This window comes from Allosphingosinicella sp., from assembly GCF_046295735.1.
Lineage (GTDB): Bacteria > Pseudomonadota > Alphaproteobacteria > Sphingomonadales > Sphingomonadaceae > Allosphingosinicella.
Genome location: NZ_JBKBMQ010000009.1, coordinates 31,305 through 45,703 on the forward strand (window position 1 = coordinate 31,305; position 14,399 = coordinate 45,703).

General features: G+C 69.3%; 18 protein-coding genes. 16 read left to right on the top strand and 2 right to left on the bottom strand.

Features of this window, described 5'->3' with window-relative positions:
* Nucleotides 1-147: 147 nt before the first annotated feature.
* Entirely contained in the window at nucleotides 148-849 is a 702-nt protein-coding gene (ctrA, locus tag ACK4K7_RS09790; protein ID WP_431865601.1) for a response regulator transcription factor CtrA, read from the bottom strand.
* A gap of 169 nt (nucleotides 850-1,018) precedes the next feature.
* On the opposite strand from ctrA, the gene ACK4K7_RS09795 reads away from it, so the two are divergent.
* The 4 genes from ACK4K7_RS09795 to ACK4K7_RS09810 all read left to right on the top strand — a co-directional run bounded on the left by ACK4K7_RS09795 (nucleotide 1,019) and on the right by ACK4K7_RS09810 (nucleotide 3,737).
* Nucleotides 1,019-1,675: an RluA family pseudouridine synthase gene (locus ACK4K7_RS09795; RefSeq protein ID WP_431865603.1), complete on the top strand. Its 657-nt coding sequence runs from the start codon at nucleotides 1,019-1,021 to the stop codon at nucleotides 1,673-1,675.
* Nucleotides 1,662-2,066, top strand: coding sequence for an alternative ribosome rescue aminoacyl-tRNA hydrolase ArfB (arfB, locus tag ACK4K7_RS09800; RefSeq protein ID WP_431865605.1), 405 nt, complete (start codon nucleotides 1,662-1,664; stop codon nucleotides 2,064-2,066). The genes ACK4K7_RS09795 and arfB overlap by 14 nt, the downstream gene beginning before the upstream one ends.
* A gap of 245 nt (nucleotides 2,067-2,311) precedes the next feature.
* Entirely contained in the window at nucleotides 2,312-2,821 is a 510-nt protein-coding gene (locus ACK4K7_RS09805; RefSeq protein ID WP_431865607.1) for a GAF domain-containing protein, read from the top strand.
* A gap of 61 nt (nucleotides 2,822-2,882) precedes the next feature.
* Nucleotides 2,883-3,737 carry an RcnB family protein gene (locus ACK4K7_RS09810; RefSeq protein WP_431865608.1) on the top strand — a complete coding sequence of 285 codons (855 nt, stop codon included), beginning with the start codon at nucleotides 2,883-2,885 and terminating at the stop codon, nucleotides 3,735-3,737.
* A gap of 24 nt (nucleotides 3,738-3,761) precedes the next feature.
* Here ACK4K7_RS09810 and ACK4K7_RS09815 read toward each other — a convergent pair whose 3' ends face one another.
* Nucleotides 3,762-4,217 carry a universal stress protein gene (locus tag ACK4K7_RS09815; protein ID WP_431865611.1) on the bottom strand — a complete coding sequence of 152 codons (456 nt, stop codon included), beginning with the start codon at nucleotides 4,215-4,217 and terminating at the stop codon, nucleotides 3,762-3,764.
* Between the two features lie 123 nt (nucleotides 4,218-4,340).
* Here ACK4K7_RS09815 and ACK4K7_RS09820 point away from each other — a divergent pair, with 123 nt between their 5' ends.
* The 12 genes from ACK4K7_RS09820 (at nucleotide 4,341) to ACK4K7_RS09875 (ending at nucleotide 14,382) form a co-directional block, all read left to right on the top strand.
* Nucleotides 4,341-5,687 (top strand): pyruvate dehydrogenase complex dihydrolipoamide acetyltransferase, encoded by a 1,347-nt coding sequence (locus ACK4K7_RS09820; RefSeq protein ID WP_431865612.1) that lies wholly within the window; start codon nucleotides 4,341-4,343, stop codon nucleotides 5,685-5,687.
* A gap of 175 nt (nucleotides 5,688-5,862) precedes the next feature.
* Nucleotides 5,863-6,231 carry an endonuclease domain-containing protein gene (locus tag ACK4K7_RS09825; RefSeq protein WP_431865614.1) on the top strand — a complete coding sequence of 123 codons (369 nt, stop codon included), beginning with the start codon at nucleotides 5,863-5,865 and terminating at the stop codon, nucleotides 6,229-6,231.
* 1 nt (nucleotide 6,232) lies between these two features.
* Nucleotides 6,233-7,603, top strand: a complete 1,371-nt coding sequence (gene lpdA, locus ACK4K7_RS09830; RefSeq protein WP_431865616.1) for a dihydrolipoyl dehydrogenase — start codon at nucleotides 6,233-6,235, stop codon at nucleotides 7,601-7,603.
* Nucleotides 7,604-7,625: 22 nt separating this feature from the next.
* The gene (locus ACK4K7_RS09835) at nucleotides 7,626-8,279 is read left to right on the top strand and encodes a D-Ala-D-Ala carboxypeptidase family metallohydrolase (RefSeq protein WP_431865617.1); all 654 of its coding nucleotides are present in this window, start codon (nucleotides 7,626-7,628) and stop codon (nucleotides 8,277-8,279) included.
* A 142-nt stretch (nucleotides 8,280-8,421) separates the two neighbouring features.
* A complete protein-coding gene (locus tag ACK4K7_RS09840) occupies nucleotides 8,422-9,051 on the top strand; it encodes a D-Ala-D-Ala carboxypeptidase family metallohydrolase (RefSeq protein ID WP_431865619.1) in 630 nt (209 codons plus the stop codon).
* 289 nt (nucleotides 9,052-9,340) lie between these two features.
* A complete protein-coding gene (locus ACK4K7_RS09845; RefSeq protein WP_431865804.1) occupies nucleotides 9,341-9,901 on the top strand; it encodes a fasciclin domain-containing protein in 561 nt (186 codons plus the stop codon).
* A 155-nt stretch (nucleotides 9,902-10,056) separates the two neighbouring features.
* Complete coding sequence (locus ACK4K7_RS09850; protein WP_431865621.1) at nucleotides 10,057-10,890, top strand: outer membrane protein; 834 nt, start codon at nucleotides 10,057-10,059, stop codon at nucleotides 10,888-10,890.
* A 12-nt stretch (nucleotides 10,891-10,902) separates the two neighbouring features.
* A complete protein-coding gene (gene msrB / locus ACK4K7_RS09855) occupies nucleotides 10,903-11,391 on the top strand; it encodes a peptide-methionine (R)-S-oxide reductase MsrB (RefSeq protein ID WP_431865623.1) in 489 nt (162 codons plus the stop codon).
* A gap of 58 nt (nucleotides 11,392-11,449) precedes the next feature.
* Nucleotides 11,450-12,025 carry a sigma-70 family RNA polymerase sigma factor gene (locus tag ACK4K7_RS09860; protein ID WP_431865625.1) on the top strand — a complete coding sequence of 192 codons (576 nt, stop codon included), beginning with the start codon at nucleotides 11,450-11,452 and terminating at the stop codon, nucleotides 12,023-12,025.
* Nucleotides 12,022-12,768, top strand: coding sequence for an anti-sigma factor (locus ACK4K7_RS09865; protein WP_431865626.1), 747 nt, complete (start codon nucleotides 12,022-12,024; stop codon nucleotides 12,766-12,768). Before ACK4K7_RS09860 ends, ACK4K7_RS09865 begins: the two co-directional genes overlap by 4 nt.
* A 224-nt stretch (nucleotides 12,769-12,992) precedes the next feature.
* Nucleotides 12,993-13,283, top strand: a complete 291-nt coding sequence (locus ACK4K7_RS09870) for a zf-TFIIB domain-containing protein (RefSeq protein ID WP_431865628.1) — start codon at nucleotides 12,993-12,995, stop codon at nucleotides 13,281-13,283.
* A gap of 109 nt (nucleotides 13,284-13,392) precedes the next feature.
* Complete coding sequence (locus ACK4K7_RS09875; RefSeq protein ID WP_431865806.1) at nucleotides 13,393-14,382, top strand: TerC family protein; 990 nt, start codon at nucleotides 13,393-13,395, stop codon at nucleotides 14,380-14,382.
* The last annotated feature ends 17 nt before the right edge of the window (nucleotides 14,383-14,399 follow it).

A 14,399-nucleotide genomic window follows, 5' to 3' on the forward strand; every position in this document is an offset into this window, starting at 1 on the left:
CCGCGCGGCCGCAGGCCCCCTCTCCCCATGGGAGAGGGTTGGGGTGAGGGTGACGGAGTTGGCGAAGGTGCCCGGGCTTTTTCGCGACCGGCGGTGACCCTCACCCAACCCTCTCCCGGGGGGAGAGGGGTTTTTCGCCCGCGCGGCTCAGGCGACCTGGGCGGTGGTCACATCCTCCGGGTCGCGCAGGACGTAGCCGCGGCCCCAGACGGTCTCGATATAATTGTCGCCGCTGCAGGCGAGGGAGAGCTTCTTGCGCAGCTTGCAGATGAAGACGTCGATGATCTTCAGCTCCGGCTCGTCCATGCCGCCATAGAGATGGTTGAGGAACATCTCCTTGGTGAGCGTCGTGCCCTTGCGGAGCGACAGCAGCTCCAGCATCGCATATTCCTTGCCGGTGAGATGCACGCGGGCGCCGTCGACCTCCACCGTCTTGGCGTCGAGATTGACGGACAGCTTGCCGGTGCGGATCACGCTCTGGCTGTGGCCCTTGGACCGGCGCACCACCGCGTGGATGCGCGCCACCAGCTCGTCCCGGTGAAAGGGCTTGGTCACATAATCGTCGGCGCCGAAGCCCAGCGCGCGAACCTTGGAATCCATCTCGTTGACGCCGGACAGGATCAGCACCGGGGTGCCGACCTTGGCGACGCGCAGCTTCTTCAGCACGTCGTAGCCGTGCATGTCGGGCAGGTTCAGATCGAGGAGGATGATGTCATAGTCGTACAGCTTGCCGAGATCGAGGCCTTCCTCGCCCAGATCGGTCGTGTAGACGTTGAAGCCCTCGGTGGTGAGCATAAGCTCGATGGCCTTGGCCGTGGTCGGCTCGTCTTCGATCAGCAGCACGCGCATAACGGTCTTGCCCCTTGTTTGCGTGGCGCCCGGAACGTCCGGAACCCCCTTGCACGGTCATTAACCATTCAAGGTCTGAACTGAAAAGGTTAATTTCGGATTAAGCCGCTGAAGCGCCGATGAAAGCCGCATCGTTGCGCCGGCGCCACAAGACTGGCAGGGCGGCAGCATGTGGGATGAGCGCGTTCTTTTCATCGACGGCGAGGCGATCGTGATCGACAAGCCGGCCGGACTGGCCGTCCATCCGGGCACGCGCACGCCGCGCAGCCTGGAGGATCATCTCGCCGATCTGCGCTTCGGTTTCCAGCGCCCCCCGCTCCCCGTCCATCGACTGGACCGCGACACGTCCGGCTGCCTGCTGCTCGCCCGCAATCCCAAGGCGCACAAACATTTCCAGCGCGCGTTCGAGGAGCGGCGGGTGGAGAAATCCTATCTCGCCGTGCTGGACGGCGTGCCGGACGCGGCGGAGGGGCGGGTGGACCTCGCTCTGGCCAAGGTGTCGAGCGCGGCCGAAGGGTGGCGGATGGTGCCCGATCCCAAAGGCAAGCCGGCCGCGACCGGCTGGCGGGTGGTGGCGGCGCGGGACGGCAAGGCGCTCGTCCTGATGACGCCGGAGACCGGCCGCACCCACCAGCTGCGCGCCCATGCGCTTCACGGCATCGGCCTGCCGATCGCCGGGGATCCGGTCTATGGCGCCGGGCGCGGGCCGATGCTGCTCCACGCGCTGTCGCTGCGGCTGGACCGCGGCGCCAAGCCGCCGGTGGAGGCGCGGGCGCCGCTGCCGCCTTCCTTCCGCCATGTCGGGTTCGGCGATGACGTCCTTTGACCTTCCCGAAGAGGCGCTGAGCGAAAGCTTCCTCGCGGCGTCCGGGCCGGGCGGGCAGAACGTCAACAAGGTGGCGACCGCCTGCCAGCTGCGCTGCGACGTGTTCAGGCTCGGCCTGGCGCCGGACGTCTACGAACGGCTCAAGAGCCTCGCCGGCAGCCGCATGACCGCCGGCGGCGAGATCGTCATCACCGCCCGCAGCTACCGCACCCAGGAAGCCAATCGCGAGGATGCGCGCGTCAGGCTGGCGGAATTGATCGCCAAGGCCCATCTGAGGCCCCGCAAGCGCAAGAAGACCAGGCCGAGCAAGGCCGCCAAGGCGAAGCGGATGGACGAGAAGAAAGGCCGCGGCGCGGTGAAGGCGACCCGGGCGAAGGTGCGGGTGGAGTAGTTTCCCCCTCCCTGCTGGAGAGAGGGGGGCAGTGGCAGCCCCTCTCCCGTGGGGAGAGGATACGAAGCCTTGGCGAGGCGAAGCCGAGCCTAGGCGCAGTTGGTGAGGGGTTCGGGCGGTGGAGGACAACCTCTAACGCCGTACCCCTCACCCCAACCCTCTCCCCCTGGGAGAGGGGGCGGAGAGGCGAGGCGGCGCGGCAGCCCCTCTCCCCCTGGGAGAGGGGGTTAAAACGAGGAACGGGAATGTACGATTTCAGGATCGAGGCGGGGGACAAGGCGGAGCTGTGGCGTCAGGTGGTCGGCGCGGCGGACGCGCTGACGGCGGGCGAGCCGGACGCCGTCGCCAATATGGCGAACGTCGCCGCCTTGCTGTGGGAGGCGCTGCCGGATCTCAATTGGTCGGGCTTCTACCGCAATGTCGGCGGCGAGCTGGTGCTGGGGCCGTTCCAGGGCCGCGCCGCCTGCATCCGCATCCCGTTCGGCAAGGGCGTATGCGGGGCGGCCGCGCAAAGCCTGGAGCCGCAGCGGGTGGACGACGTCCACGCCTTTCCCGGCCATATCGCCTGCGACGCGGCTTCGGCTTCGGAACTGGTGGTGCCGGTGGTGCACGAAGGCGCGCTGATTGCCGTCATCGATCTCGACAGCCCGCGCACCGCCCGCTTCGACGAGCAGGACGTGGCCGGCTGTGTCGAATTGGCACGTCTGCTCGCCCCGCGTCTCACTTTGGTAGAAAAAGCGTCGGCGGCGCGTTAATCATCCTCGACAAGGCGGCCGAGGCGCGCCCGTACGCCGCGGCCTCCCGAACAGGGGATGCATGATGAGGAAGATCGCCTTCGTTCCGCTGGCCGCCGCCGCCGCGGCTCTGCTGCCGCTCGCCCCCGCCGCCGCGCAGCAGGCGCCGGCCGGCCACACCTGGCGCCACGGCGGTCCCGGCCAGCACATGCCGCCGCACCAAGGCGGGCCCGTCCACCACGTGCCGCCGCGCCATGTCGGCTCGGGCCAGCACATGCCGCCCCACCATGCCTTCCCGCCGCACGGCGCCCCGCCCCATGCCGGCGCGCCGCAGCACGGCTGGGTCTATCCGCCTCATTATCGCGGGCCGCGTTATTCGCACGTGCCCCGGCTGCAGCGCGGCCACCGCATGGCGCATTTCTGGTGGGGGCCGCAATTCCACGTCCAGAACTGGCGCCTCTACGGGCTGCACCAGCCGCGGGACGGGCATCGCTGGGTGCGCTATTATGACGACGCCTATCTGATCGATCGCGACGGCATGGTGATGGACGGCCGGCATGGGCTCGACTGGGATCAATATGGCGAGCCGTGGGATCATCGCGGCGGCATCCCGCAATATGTCGGCACCGGCGACTGGCGCCCGGGCGCCGAGGACCATGCCTGGGTCGAACAGCACGGCCAGCTCGGCTATGCCGAAGGGCCGCCGGGCTATGTCCATCCCGGCTACGACCATGTCACTTATGGCGGCATGCCCCAGGGCTGCGCCTGCGGCGGCGTGGTGACCGTCACCACCACCACCGTCACCACCCATCCGGTCGTCACCCGCACCTATGTGACGGAGGAAGTGGTGGAAACGGTCCGCCAGCGCCGCGCCGCGCCGGTCCGCCGCGCGCCGCCGCCGCGCCGCATCGCGCCGGTGAAGGGCGAGCGCGGCTGAGCGGCCCGCCCGCCGCCGCCCGCTTCAGCTGAGGGCGTCGAGCGCCTCGTCCGACAGCCGCCCCGGCACGACCACCAGCGGGCAGGGCAGGCTCCCCGCCACGGTGCCGGCGAAATGGCTGACCAGCGGGCCCGGCCCGCCGTCGGCGGCGGCGCCGAGCACCAGCGCCGCGATCCGGTCGCCTTCCTTCAGCATCTCGGTGATCACCTTCACCGGCTCGCCCTCGCGCACCAGGATCGACGGGCGCACGCCCGCTTCCTCGGTGATCGCGGACGAGGCCTGCAGCACCATCGCCTCGGCGCGCAGCCGCGCCTCCTCCTCGATCGCCGCCTGGACGCCGCTCCACTGGACGAACTCCTGCGGCTCGATCATCGCCAGGATTTCCACCGCGCCGCCGGTCCGCGCCGCCCGGCGCGCCGCCCAGCGCAGCGCGACCAGCGCCTCCTGGGTGTCGTCGATCACCACCAGATATGTGCGCACCGGCCCCTCCTGTTCGCCGGAACGGTGCCCCGGATCGCCCCCTCTTGCAAGCGCGAGGCTTGACCCGCCCCCCGGCTTTGCTGTTGAGACGAAGCGACTGCCGAACAGGGACTTCCGACGCTCATGCCGATCGAACTCAAGATGCCCGCCCTTTCGCCCACCATGGAGGAAGGGACGCTCGCCAAATGGCTGGTGAAGGAGGGCGACACGGTTGCCGCCGGCGACCTCCTCGCCGAGATCGAGACCGACAAGGCGACGATGGAGTTCGAAGCGGTCGACGAGGGCACGATCGCGAAGATCCTGGTTGCGGAAGGCACGGACGAGGTGAAGGTCGGCACCGTCATCGCGCTGATCGCGGCCGAAGGCGAGGACGTCTCCGCCGGCGCCGGATCGGCCGGGGAGCCGGTGGCGAAGGACGGCGGCGAGACCGGCGCCGGACAACCCGCGACCGATACGAAGGCCCCCACGCCCGAGCCGGCCGAGAAAGGCTATGGCGCCAGCCCCGCTAAGGACAAGCCGCGGGACCGGCCGGCGCCCGCGCCCGCTTCCTCCGGCGGCGACCGCGTCAAGGCGAGCCCGCTCGCCCGCCGCCTCGCCGAGCAGAAGGGGATCGATCTCGGCGGCCTGCAGGGCTCCGGCCCCGGCGGCCGCATCGTCAAGGCGGACATCGAAGGGGCCGGCGGCCGCGCTGCCCCCGCCGCGGCGCAGCCCCAGGCCGCCGCGCCCGCTCCGGCCCCCGCCGCCGCCGCGCCCGCGCCGACCGCTTATTCGGTGCCCGACGTGCCGCACGAGAGCGCCAAGCTGTCCAACATGCGCAAGACGATCGCGCGGCGCCTCACCGAATCGAAGCAGCAGGTGCCGCACATCTACCTCACCGTCGACATCCGCCTCGACGCGCTGCTGAAGCTGCGCACCGAACTCAACGCCTCGCTCGAGGCGCGCGGGGTGAAGCTCTCGGTCAACGACTTCATGATCAAGGCGCTCGCCGCCGCGCTCATCGAAGTGCCGGAGTGCAACGTCCAGTTCACCGGCTCCGAACTCGTCACCTTCCAGCGCGCCGACATCTCGGTCGCCGTGTCGATCCCGGCGGGCCTCATCACCCCGGTGGTCAAGGATGCCGGCGGCCGCAGCCTGTCCGCCATCTCCGCCGAGATGAAGGACCTCGCCGCCCGTGCCAAGGACGGCAAGCTGAAGCCCGAGGAATATCAGGGCGGCACCGCCAGCCTGTCCAACATGGGCATGTACGGCATCAAGCAGTTCGAAGCCGTCATCAACCCGCCCCAGGGGATGATCATGGCGGTCGGCGCCGGCGAAAAGCGCCCCTATGTGGTGGACGATTCGCTCCAGATCGCGACGGTTATGAGCGCCACCGGCAGCTTCGACCACCGCGCCATCGACGGCGCCGACGGGGCGCGCCTGATGCAGGCGTTCAAGCGGCTGGTGGAGAACCCCCTGGGGATGATCGCGTAAGATGAAGGGCGGCGCTCTTAGCCCCTCTCCCCTTGCGGGAGAGGGGTTGGGGAGAGGGGGGCGGGTCGAGCCTCCTTTCCCCTCTCCCCTTGCGGGAGAGGGAGGGGCCCGCCCGCGCAGCGGGTGGGAGGGTGAGGGGCCGACCCGAAAGGAGCTCCTCGCCCGCGCAAAATGGATGCGCGCTCATCCCACCGAGGCGGAGAAACATCTGTGGTCGCTCTTGCGCGACCGCCGGCTCGCCGCCTTCAAGTTCCGCCGCCAGCAGGTGATCGAACCCTATATCGTTGATTTCATCTGCCTGGAGCAGCGGCTGATCGTCGAAGCCGACGGATCGCACCATGCCGACAGCGAGGACGATGCCCGCCGGGATGCTTTCCTGCGAATCCAAGGCTTCCGCGTCCTGCGCTTCTGGAACAACGACATCTCCCTGCAGCGCTCTGCAGTGGCGGACGCCATATTCGCTGAATTGACTTCCCCTCACCCTCCCGTCGCTTCGCGCCGGGCCCCTCCCTCTCCCGCAAGGGGAGAGGGGTATGGAGACTGACATGTCCGACACTTTCGACCTCATCGTCCTCGGCTCCGGCCCGGGCGGCTATGTCTCCGCGATCCGGGCGAGCCAGCTCGGCATGAAGGTGGCGATCGTCGAGCGCGAGCGGCTGGGGGGCATCTGCCTCAACTGGGGCTGCATCCCGACCAAGGCGCTGCTGCGCACCTCCGAGATCTACCATTACATGACCCATGCCGGCGCCTACGGCCTTTCCGCCGAGAAGCCGGGCTTCGACCTCGCCAAGATCGTCGAGCGCAGCCGCAAGGTCGCCGGCCAGCTCAACGGCGGCGTCAAGGGGCTGATGAAGAAGAACAAGGTCACCGTCGTCGAAGGCGAGGGCCGCCTCGCCGGCAAGGGCACCCTGAAGGTGGGCGAGCGCACGCTCCAGGCGAAGCACATCCTCATCGCCACCGGCGCCCGCGCCCGCGACCTTCCCTTCGCCAAGGCGGACGGCGAGCGCATCTGGACCTACCGCCACGCCATGGTGCCGGGCGAGATGCCCTCCAAGCTGCTCGTCATCGGATCGGGCGCGATCGGCGTCGAGTTCGCCAGCTTCTATTCGGACATGGGCGCCGAGGTCACCATCGTCGAGATGCTCGACCGCGTCCTCCCCGTCGAGGACGAGGAGGTTTCCGCCTTCATGCACAAGGCGCTGACCAAGCAGGGCATGAAGATCCACGTCTCCTCCGGCGTCGAGAAGCTCGAGACCGGCAAGACCGGCGTCAAGGCGACGCTGAAGGGCGGCGACGTGCAGGAGTTCAGCCACGCCATCGTCGCGATCGGCATCGTCCCCAACACCGAGAATATCGGCCTCGAGGAACTCGGCGTGAAGACCGAGCGCGGCCATATCGTGGTCGACGGCTATGGCCGCACCAATGTCGAGGGCGTCTATGCGATCGGCGACGTCACCGGCCCGCCCTGGCTCGCCCACAAGGCGAGTCACGAAGGCGTGGTTTGCGTCGAGGCGATCGCGGGCAAGAAGCCCCACCCGTTCGAGACCTGGAACATCCCCGGCTGCACCTATTCGCGCCCCCAGGTGGCGAGCGTCGGCCTGACCGAAGCCAAGGCCAAGGAGCAGGGCCGCAAGGTCAAGGTCGGCAAATTCCCCTTCATCGGCAACGGCAAGGCGATCGCGCTCGGTGAGGCCGAGGGCTTCGTGAAGACCGTGTTCGACGCGGAGACGGGCGAGCTGCTCGGCGCCCACATGGTCGGCGCCGAAGTCACCGAACTCATCCAGGGCTATGCCGTCGCCCGCCAGCTCGAGACCACCGAGGAAGACCTGATGCACACCGTCTTCCCCCACCCGACGCTCAGCGAGATGATGCACGAAAGCGTCCTCGACGCCTACGGCCGGGCGCTGCATTACTGAGGCGGCCCTGATCAACCGATCGATGCCCCGCTTCCTCCCGCTCGCTTTCGCCGCCCTGGCCGTCGCCGCGCCGGCGGGGGCGCAGCAATTGCCGGTGGGGCAGGGGGAGGCGGAATATCGCGCCTGGCTGGAGGGCGATCCGGCGGCGCGGGGGGCGGTGCTGTCGTTCGAGGCGTGGCAGGAGGCGGCGGGCGTCGCCGGGATCCTGCCCACCTATCAGATCACCCGCACGGCCAGCATGTGGGCCGAATGCGGCGGCCCGCCCTTCGAGGTGGCGCCGCCCGCTTTGTGGCCGAACGTCGCCCGCACTTTGCGCTTCGTGCGCGACCATGTCGTGCCGGTGATCGGCCCGGTGGAGGCGGTGTCGGGTTATCGCAACCCGCCGCTCAACGCCTGCGCGCGCGGAGCGGCGACCAGCGCCCATGTCGATTATGCCGCGCTCGACCTGGTGCCGGTCGCGGCGCTGGAGCGCGACGCGATGATCCGGGCGATCTGCGCGATCCACGCGTTTCGCGGGCGCGAGGCGGGCATCGGGCTCGGCTTCTACGCCTTCCGCCGCTTCCACGTCGACAGCCGCTCCTTCCGCCGCTGGGGCCCGGACGGCCGCGCCGAAAGCACGCCCTGCACAGCGGCGAACCGTGACCTGCCCGCGCCCGATTTCGGCCAGTCAGGTTGAGTTCAGGCGCTTTTCCCTATAGAAACAGGCAGATGGCCGGAGGGGGGACCTCCCGCTGAGTATCGACATCGCCGCGTCGCATCCGCTTATCCGATCCGCGGTCTCACGCGGGCGCTCGCGCCCCCAAACATGAAGGATGAGGATGCTGAGGAAAATCGGTCTTGCCGCTGTCGCCGCCGCCGTCGCCATGACGGCCGCTCCCGCCGCCGCGCAGAGCGTCGCCCCGGGCCAGTCCAAGGCCGATTATCACGCATGGCTCGCCCAGTCCCCGGAGAACAGGGAGGCCGTGCTCGCCTTCCGCACCTTCCTCGCCGAGCGCGAACTGGCCGACGTGGTCCCGACCTGGCAGCTCGTCCGCACCTCCTCCGCCTGGAAGCAGTGCAATGCCGGCCGCTTCGAAGTCGCGCCGGTCGATCAGTGGAGCAACATCGTCCAGACCCTGCGCTTCGTGAAGGAAGAGGTGCGCCCGGCGATCGGCGACGTCGAGGCTCTCTCCGTCTTCCGCAACGAAAAGCTCAACGGCTGCTCGCGCGGCGCGCGCCAGTCCGCCCACCGCATGTTCTTCGCCATGGACCTCGTCCCCGCCAGCGACATCAGCCGTTCCGAGCTGATCCGCAGCCTGTGCGCCGCCCATGCGCGCAGCGGCCGCGCCTTCAACGCCGGCCTCGGCTTCTACAGCGCCAGCCGCTTCCATGTGGACACCAGCGGCTACCGCAAATGGGGCACCGACGGCCGGGGCGCCAGCAGCCCCTGCAACGGCCGCACCGCCTGATCCGCCGAACCGCACGTTGAGCGCGCGGGGGCTGTCCCCGCGCCGGCAGGCTTGAAGCCGTTACCCTGGCCGCAGCCTCGTCCAGCCGCTCCGTACGTTGCGACCACCGGGAGATCCTGCTCCGCCGACCGAGTACCTTTTCGCGAAGTTTATTTCATCCTCGCTGCATCCGCGGCCGGGAACGCTCCGTACCTCCGCTCGCAGTCCGGCTCGGGCTGCGCCGAAAAGGAGGAACTCGATGATGAAATCTTATGGAGCGACGATCGCACTCGCGCTGATGGCGGCGCCGATGGCGGGCTGCGCGATGGACGCCGGCCTGGGCGCGAATGCGGGCGCCGGCGGGACGCGCGCCTCGGCCGCGGCAGGCGGCACGGTGATGGTCGGCGGCGCGCCGATGTACCCCAATCGTAACATCGTCCAGAACGCCGTCAACTCGCGCGACCACACCACTTTGGTCGCTGCCGTCCAGGCGGCGGGCCTCGCCGACACGCTGTCGGGCGCCGGCCCCTTCACCGTCTTCGCGCCGACCAACGCGGCGTTCCAGAAGCTTCCCGCCGGCACGGTCGACACTTTGCTGCGCCCCGAAAACCGTTCGGCGCTACAGTCGGTGCTGACCTATCATGTCGTCCCGGGCCGGGTGACCGCGTCCGATCTGATGCAGCGCATCCGCGCGGGCGGCGGCAGCGCGCGGCTCACCACCGTCCAGGGCGGCACCCTTACCGCGCGGATGATGGGCAACCGGGTGGTGCTGGTCGATGCCGCCGGCGGCACCGCGACCGTGGTCCAGGCGGACGTGATGCAGTCGAACGGCGTCATCCACGTCACCGACACCGTGTCGCTGCCGGGCTGATCCGTGCCGCGCCCGTCCGCTCACGCCCCTTCGCGCGCGCTGCTCGTGCCGCTGATGTGGGCGTTGCTCGTGAAATGCGGGCTGTGGACGGGCGCGGCCCTCGGCGTCGCCTTGCGCCTCATCCATCCAGGAATGTTTTGAAGGACCGTTCAATCATGCGCACGTTCATCATGGGCACCGCCCTGCTCGCCGCCGCCGGCCTCGGCGCCCCCCTTCATGCCCAGCCAGTCGCCGGCGACTGGACCGGCTTTCACGCCGGCGGGCGCATCGGCGTCTCGCAGGCGACCGGCAATGGCAGCGAATCGATCCTGTTCGACACCGATCTCGACGGCCGGTTCGGCGACACGGTTCGCACCGGCACCGGCGCCGACGCCTTCTCGCCCGGCTTCTGCGACCGCCGCGCCGTCGGGCGGAGCGCGGCGGAAGGCTGCCGGCGCGACCGGCGCGGTACCGACTTCGCGGTCCATGCCGGCTACGACCAGCAATATGGATCCTTCGTGCTCGGCGTCGTCGCAGAGATCGGTCGATCGGGTGCGGAAGACAGCGTCACCGCCTTCAGCACCACGCCGGCCAATTATGTGATGACCCGGGAGCTGCGCGAGAATGCCGCTCTGCGCGCGCGTGCCGGCGTCGCGATGGGCGACACTCTGGTCTACGGCACCGGCGGCGTCGCCTGGGGCCGCATCCGCAACAGCTTCTCGACCAGCAACACGGCCAACAGCTTCACCGCCCGCTCCGAACGCGGCGACGGCTGGGGCTATCGCCTCGGCGGCGGGGTCGAGCAGCGGCTCGGGCGCAATCTCTCGATCGGGCTGCAATATCTCTATACCAGCCTCGATGACGACAGCGACTTTCGCGTCCGGGCCGGCGGCCCGGCCCCGGCGGGCAATCCCTTCCTGCGCACCAACGCCGCCGGGACGGATTTCGCGCGCAGCTCCAGCCGGTTCAACACCCATGGCGTCCATCTGACGACCAGCTACCGCTTCTGAGGAGGAACGACGATGGACAGGCAGGCGGTGACAAGGCGGTTCTTCATCGGTTCGGCGGCCGCGGCGCTGGCTGGCGGGCTCGTTCCGCGCGCCGGCGCCGCTTCCCGCCGGTTCGAGGTCGAACGCAGCGACGCCGAGTGGCGCCGCCTCCTGTCGCCGCAGGCCTATGCCGTGCTCCGCCAGTCGAAGACGGAACGCGCCGGCTCGAGCCCGCTCGACCGGGAGCGGCGGCGCGGCGTCTACCATTGCGGCGGCTGCCGCCTTCCCCTGTTCAGTTCCGCCGCCAAATATGACAGCGGCACCGGCTGGCCGAGCTTCCATTCGCCGCTCGCGAATGCGGTCGGTACCCGTCCCGACCGCAGCCTCTTCTTCACCCGCACCGAAGTCCATTGCCGCCGCTGCGGCGGGCATCTGGGGCATGTGTTCGACGACGGGCCGCCGCCGACCGGCAAGCGTTATTGCATGAACGGCGCCGCCTTGATCTTCGTCCCGCGCGCCTGAGCGCGCCGTGCTCCCGAGCGCCATTGTCGGCGGCGTGGCGCTGTGTCACAGAGCCGGGGTGGATCAGCTCAGCCCCAGCACCGCCGCCGCCGACCGGAAGAGCCTGGCGGAGGCGATCGGCCGGGTGGCCGAAGGCAGCCAGGCCGCGCTCGAAGAGGTTTATGCCCGCACCCGCGCCAAGCTGTTCGGCGTGTGTCTGCGCATCCTGCGGGATCGCGGCGAGGCGGAAGACGCGCTGCAGGACGTCTATGTCAGCCTCTGGCGCCGCGCCGGCAGTTTCGATCCCGACCGCGCGAGCCCGATCAGCTGGCTCGCCGCGCTGGCGCGCAACCGCGCGATCGATCGCTTCCGCGCCTCCGGCCGGGTGCGCGCCGCCGCCCCGATCGAAGCGGCGCTCGAGCGGCCGGACGGATCGCCCGACGCGCTGACCCGGCTCGAAAGCCGCGAGGAAGGCACCCGCCTTTTCGGCTGCGTCGAGGAACTCGAGGAACGTCAGGCCAGCGCCATCCGCGCCGCCTTCTTCGACGGCTACAGCTATAGCGAGCTTGCCGAGCGGATCGGCGTCCCGCTCGGCACGATGAAGAGCTGGGTACGGCGCGGCCTGTTGCGCCTGCGCGAGTGTCTGGAACGATGAGCGCCGCCGCCGATCCGTCCGACCGCGACCTGCTCGCCGCCGAACATGCGCTCGGCCTGCTGGAGGGAGAGGATCTGCGCGCCGCCCGCCGGCTCGCGGCCGAGGATCCGGCGTTCGCCGCTACGGTGGCGGAATGGGAGCTGCGCCTCGCCCCGCTCGCCGCCGACGTCGAGGAGGCCGAACCCGGCCCGGAGGTCTGGCGCCGCATCGCCGCCGCCATCGCCGAACCCGGCGCCGGGAATCCGGCATTTCCCGGCGAGAACAAGGTGGTGGCGCTTCGCCGCAGCCGCACGCTGTGGCGGGCCTATGCCGCGGGGATCACCGCGATCGCCGCGTCGCTGGCGCTGGTGCTGGTGACGCGGGGATCGCCCGATGCGCCCCCGGTCCTTACCCGTCCCGCGCCCGCGCCGACGATGGTGGCGATGCTCGCCTCCGACGACAGCGATGCGGCCCTCAGCATCGCCTTCGATCCGGCGGCGTCGATCTTGCTCGTCACACCCGCCCGCCTGGAAGGCGCGGCCGGACACGATCACGAGCTCTGGATCATCCCGCGGGGCGGGGCGCCGGTCTCGCTCGGACTGGTGGCGGCTGGCCGGGCGCAGCGGATCGGCGTCGCGCCGGAGCTTCGCCCGCACTTCCAGCTTCGCGCCACCCTCGCCGTTTCGGTGGAGCCGGAGGGCGGCTCGCCCACCGGCCAGCCCACGGGCGCCGTCATCGCCGCCGGCGAGCTGCTTTCAGTCTGACCGTCGCTGTTTGCCGGCGGCGGCAAGTATTCGAGCGGCGGCATCTTGTAAGCGGAAGTCGGCTCGTCTATTTAGAGGATGCGGGACCGGGCCCCTCTGGCGATTTCGATCGCGATGTCGGACCGCATCGAGTGCGCTCGGTGCCGGCTCGGGCTCTTGCCCCCCTTGGTCCCGGTTACGGCCCGGCGCACTCGATCGTCTTACGCGATCGAGGGATTTCACATATGTCTCATCATCAGCCGATGTCGTGCCCGGTCGACGGCGCGACGCTCGTCATGTCCGAACGCCAGGGCATCGAGATCGATTATTGCCCCACCTGCCGCGGCGTGTGGCTGGACCGGGGCGAGCTCGACAAGATCATCGAGCGCAGCGCCGCCCCGGCGCCCGCCATGCCGCCGCGATCCGCCCCCCCCTATGGCGGCGAGCGCGCCCATCACCCCCATTATGACGACCATCGCCACGACCGTTCCTACAAGAAACGGCGCAAATCCTTCCTGGAGGAGCTGTTCGATTAAAGCCTGACCGGACGGGTCCCTCGGCCCGAACCACCCACCGATCCGGGCCCCTCTGGCGTTCGCCCCGGCGGACGCGATGTCGGATCTCTTTTGCGAAAGAGTGACCGACATGGACATCTTCTTCACCGATCTGCTCGGCAAGCCCCTGTGGATGTGGGCCGGCTTCCTCGGCATCGTCGCCGCCTTGCTCGCGCTGGATCTCGGCGTGCTCCACCGCCGCCGGCGTGAGATCGGCGTGCGCGAAAGCCTCGCCCTCTCCGCTTTCTACATCCTCCTCGGCCTCTCCTTCGGGGCGTTCGTCTGGTGGTGGATGGGCGCGGCCTCGGGCATCGCCTATGTAACCGGCTTCGTCGTCGAAAAGAGCCTCGCGATCGACAACGTCTTCGTCATCGCGATGATCTTCGCTCATTTCGGCGTGCCCCGCATCTACCAGCACCGGGTGCTGTTCTGGGGCATATTGGGCGTCATAGTGCTGCGCGGCATCATGATCGCGGCCGGCGCCGCTCTGGTGGCGCGGTTCGACTGGGTGCTCTACATCTTCGCCGCGTTCCTGATCCTCACCGGGATCAAGATGTGGATGTTCGCCGACAAGGAATATGATGTCGGCGCCTCGCCGCTGCTGCGCTTCATCCGCCGCCGCTTCCGCGTCACCGACGAACTGCACGGCGACCGCTTCTGGGTGAAGGTGCCGGACGGAAGAGGCGGGCTGGCCTGGGCGATGACGCCGCTCTTCCTCGCGCTGGTGATGGTGGAGATCGCCGACGTGATCTTCGCGGTCGACTCCGTGCCCGCCATCTTTGCCATCACCACCGATCCGTTCATCGTCTATACGTCGAACATCTTCGCGATCCTGGGCCTCAGGGCCCTGTATTTCGCGCTGGCGGCGATGATAGAGCGCTTCCATTACCTGAAATATGCACTTGCGGTGCTGCTGATCTTCATCGGTTCCAAGATCTTCCTTGCCGATGCGCTCGGACTCGCCAAGATACCGCCGGCGGCTTCGCTGGGCGCCACCTTCACAATCCTGGCGGCGGGAATCGGCTGGTCCTTGTGGCGGACGCGCTCCGCCATGGATATTCGTACTTACCCCGGTCGTTAACCACTTCCGATCAGTCC

Excerpts from the sequence above, each read along its gene's own strand:
- ctrA (WP_431865601.1), bottom strand. The coding sequence starts at position 849 with ATGCGCGTGCTGCTGATCGAAGACGAGCCGACCACGGCCAAGGCCATC.
- ACK4K7_RS09795 (WP_431865603.1), top strand. The coding sequence starts at position 1,019 with ATGTGGGATGAGCGCGTTCTTTTCATCGACGGCGAGGCGATCGTGATC.
- arfB (WP_431865605.1), top strand. The coding sequence starts at position 1,662 with ATGACGTCCTTTGACCTTCCCGAAGAGGCGCTGAGCGAAAGCTTCCTC.
- ACK4K7_RS09805 (WP_431865607.1), top strand. The coding sequence starts at position 2,312 with ATGTACGATTTCAGGATCGAGGCGGGGGACAAGGCGGAGCTGTGGCGT.
- ACK4K7_RS09810 (WP_431865608.1), top strand. The coding sequence starts at position 2,883 with ATGATGAGGAAGATCGCCTTCGTTCCGCTGGCCGCCGCCGCCGCGGCT.
- ACK4K7_RS09820 (WP_431865612.1), top strand. The coding sequence starts at position 4,341 with ATGCCGATCGAACTCAAGATGCCCGCCCTTTCGCCCACCATGGAGGAA.
- ACK4K7_RS09825 (WP_431865614.1), top strand. The coding sequence starts at position 5,863 with ATGCGCGCTCATCCCACCGAGGCGGAGAAACATCTGTGGTCGCTCTTG.
- lpdA (WP_431865616.1), top strand. The coding sequence starts at position 6,233 with ATGTCCGACACTTTCGACCTCATCGTCCTCGGCTCCGGCCCGGGCGGC.
- ACK4K7_RS09835 (WP_431865617.1), top strand. The coding sequence starts at position 7,626 with ATGCCCCGCTTCCTCCCGCTCGCTTTCGCCGCCCTGGCCGTCGCCGCG.
- ACK4K7_RS09840 (WP_431865619.1), top strand. The coding sequence starts at position 8,422 with ATGCTGAGGAAAATCGGTCTTGCCGCTGTCGCCGCCGCCGTCGCCATG.
- ACK4K7_RS09845 (WP_431865804.1), top strand. The coding sequence starts at position 9,341 with ATGGCGGGCTGCGCGATGGACGCCGGCCTGGGCGCGAATGCGGGCGCC.
- ACK4K7_RS09850 (WP_431865621.1), top strand. The coding sequence starts at position 10,057 with ATGCGCACGTTCATCATGGGCACCGCCCTGCTCGCCGCCGCCGGCCTC.
- msrB (WP_431865623.1), top strand. The coding sequence starts at position 10,903 with ATGGACAGGCAGGCGGTGACAAGGCGGTTCTTCATCGGTTCGGCGGCC.
- ACK4K7_RS09865 (WP_431865626.1), top strand. The coding sequence starts at position 12,022 with ATGAGCGCCGCCGCCGATCCGTCCGACCGCGACCTGCTCGCCGCCGAA.
- ACK4K7_RS09870 (WP_431865628.1), top strand. The coding sequence starts at position 12,993 with ATGTCTCATCATCAGCCGATGTCGTGCCCGGTCGACGGCGCGACGCTC.
- ACK4K7_RS09875 (WP_431865806.1), top strand. The coding sequence starts at position 13,393 with ATGGACATCTTCTTCACCGATCTGCTCGGCAAGCCCCTGTGGATGTGG.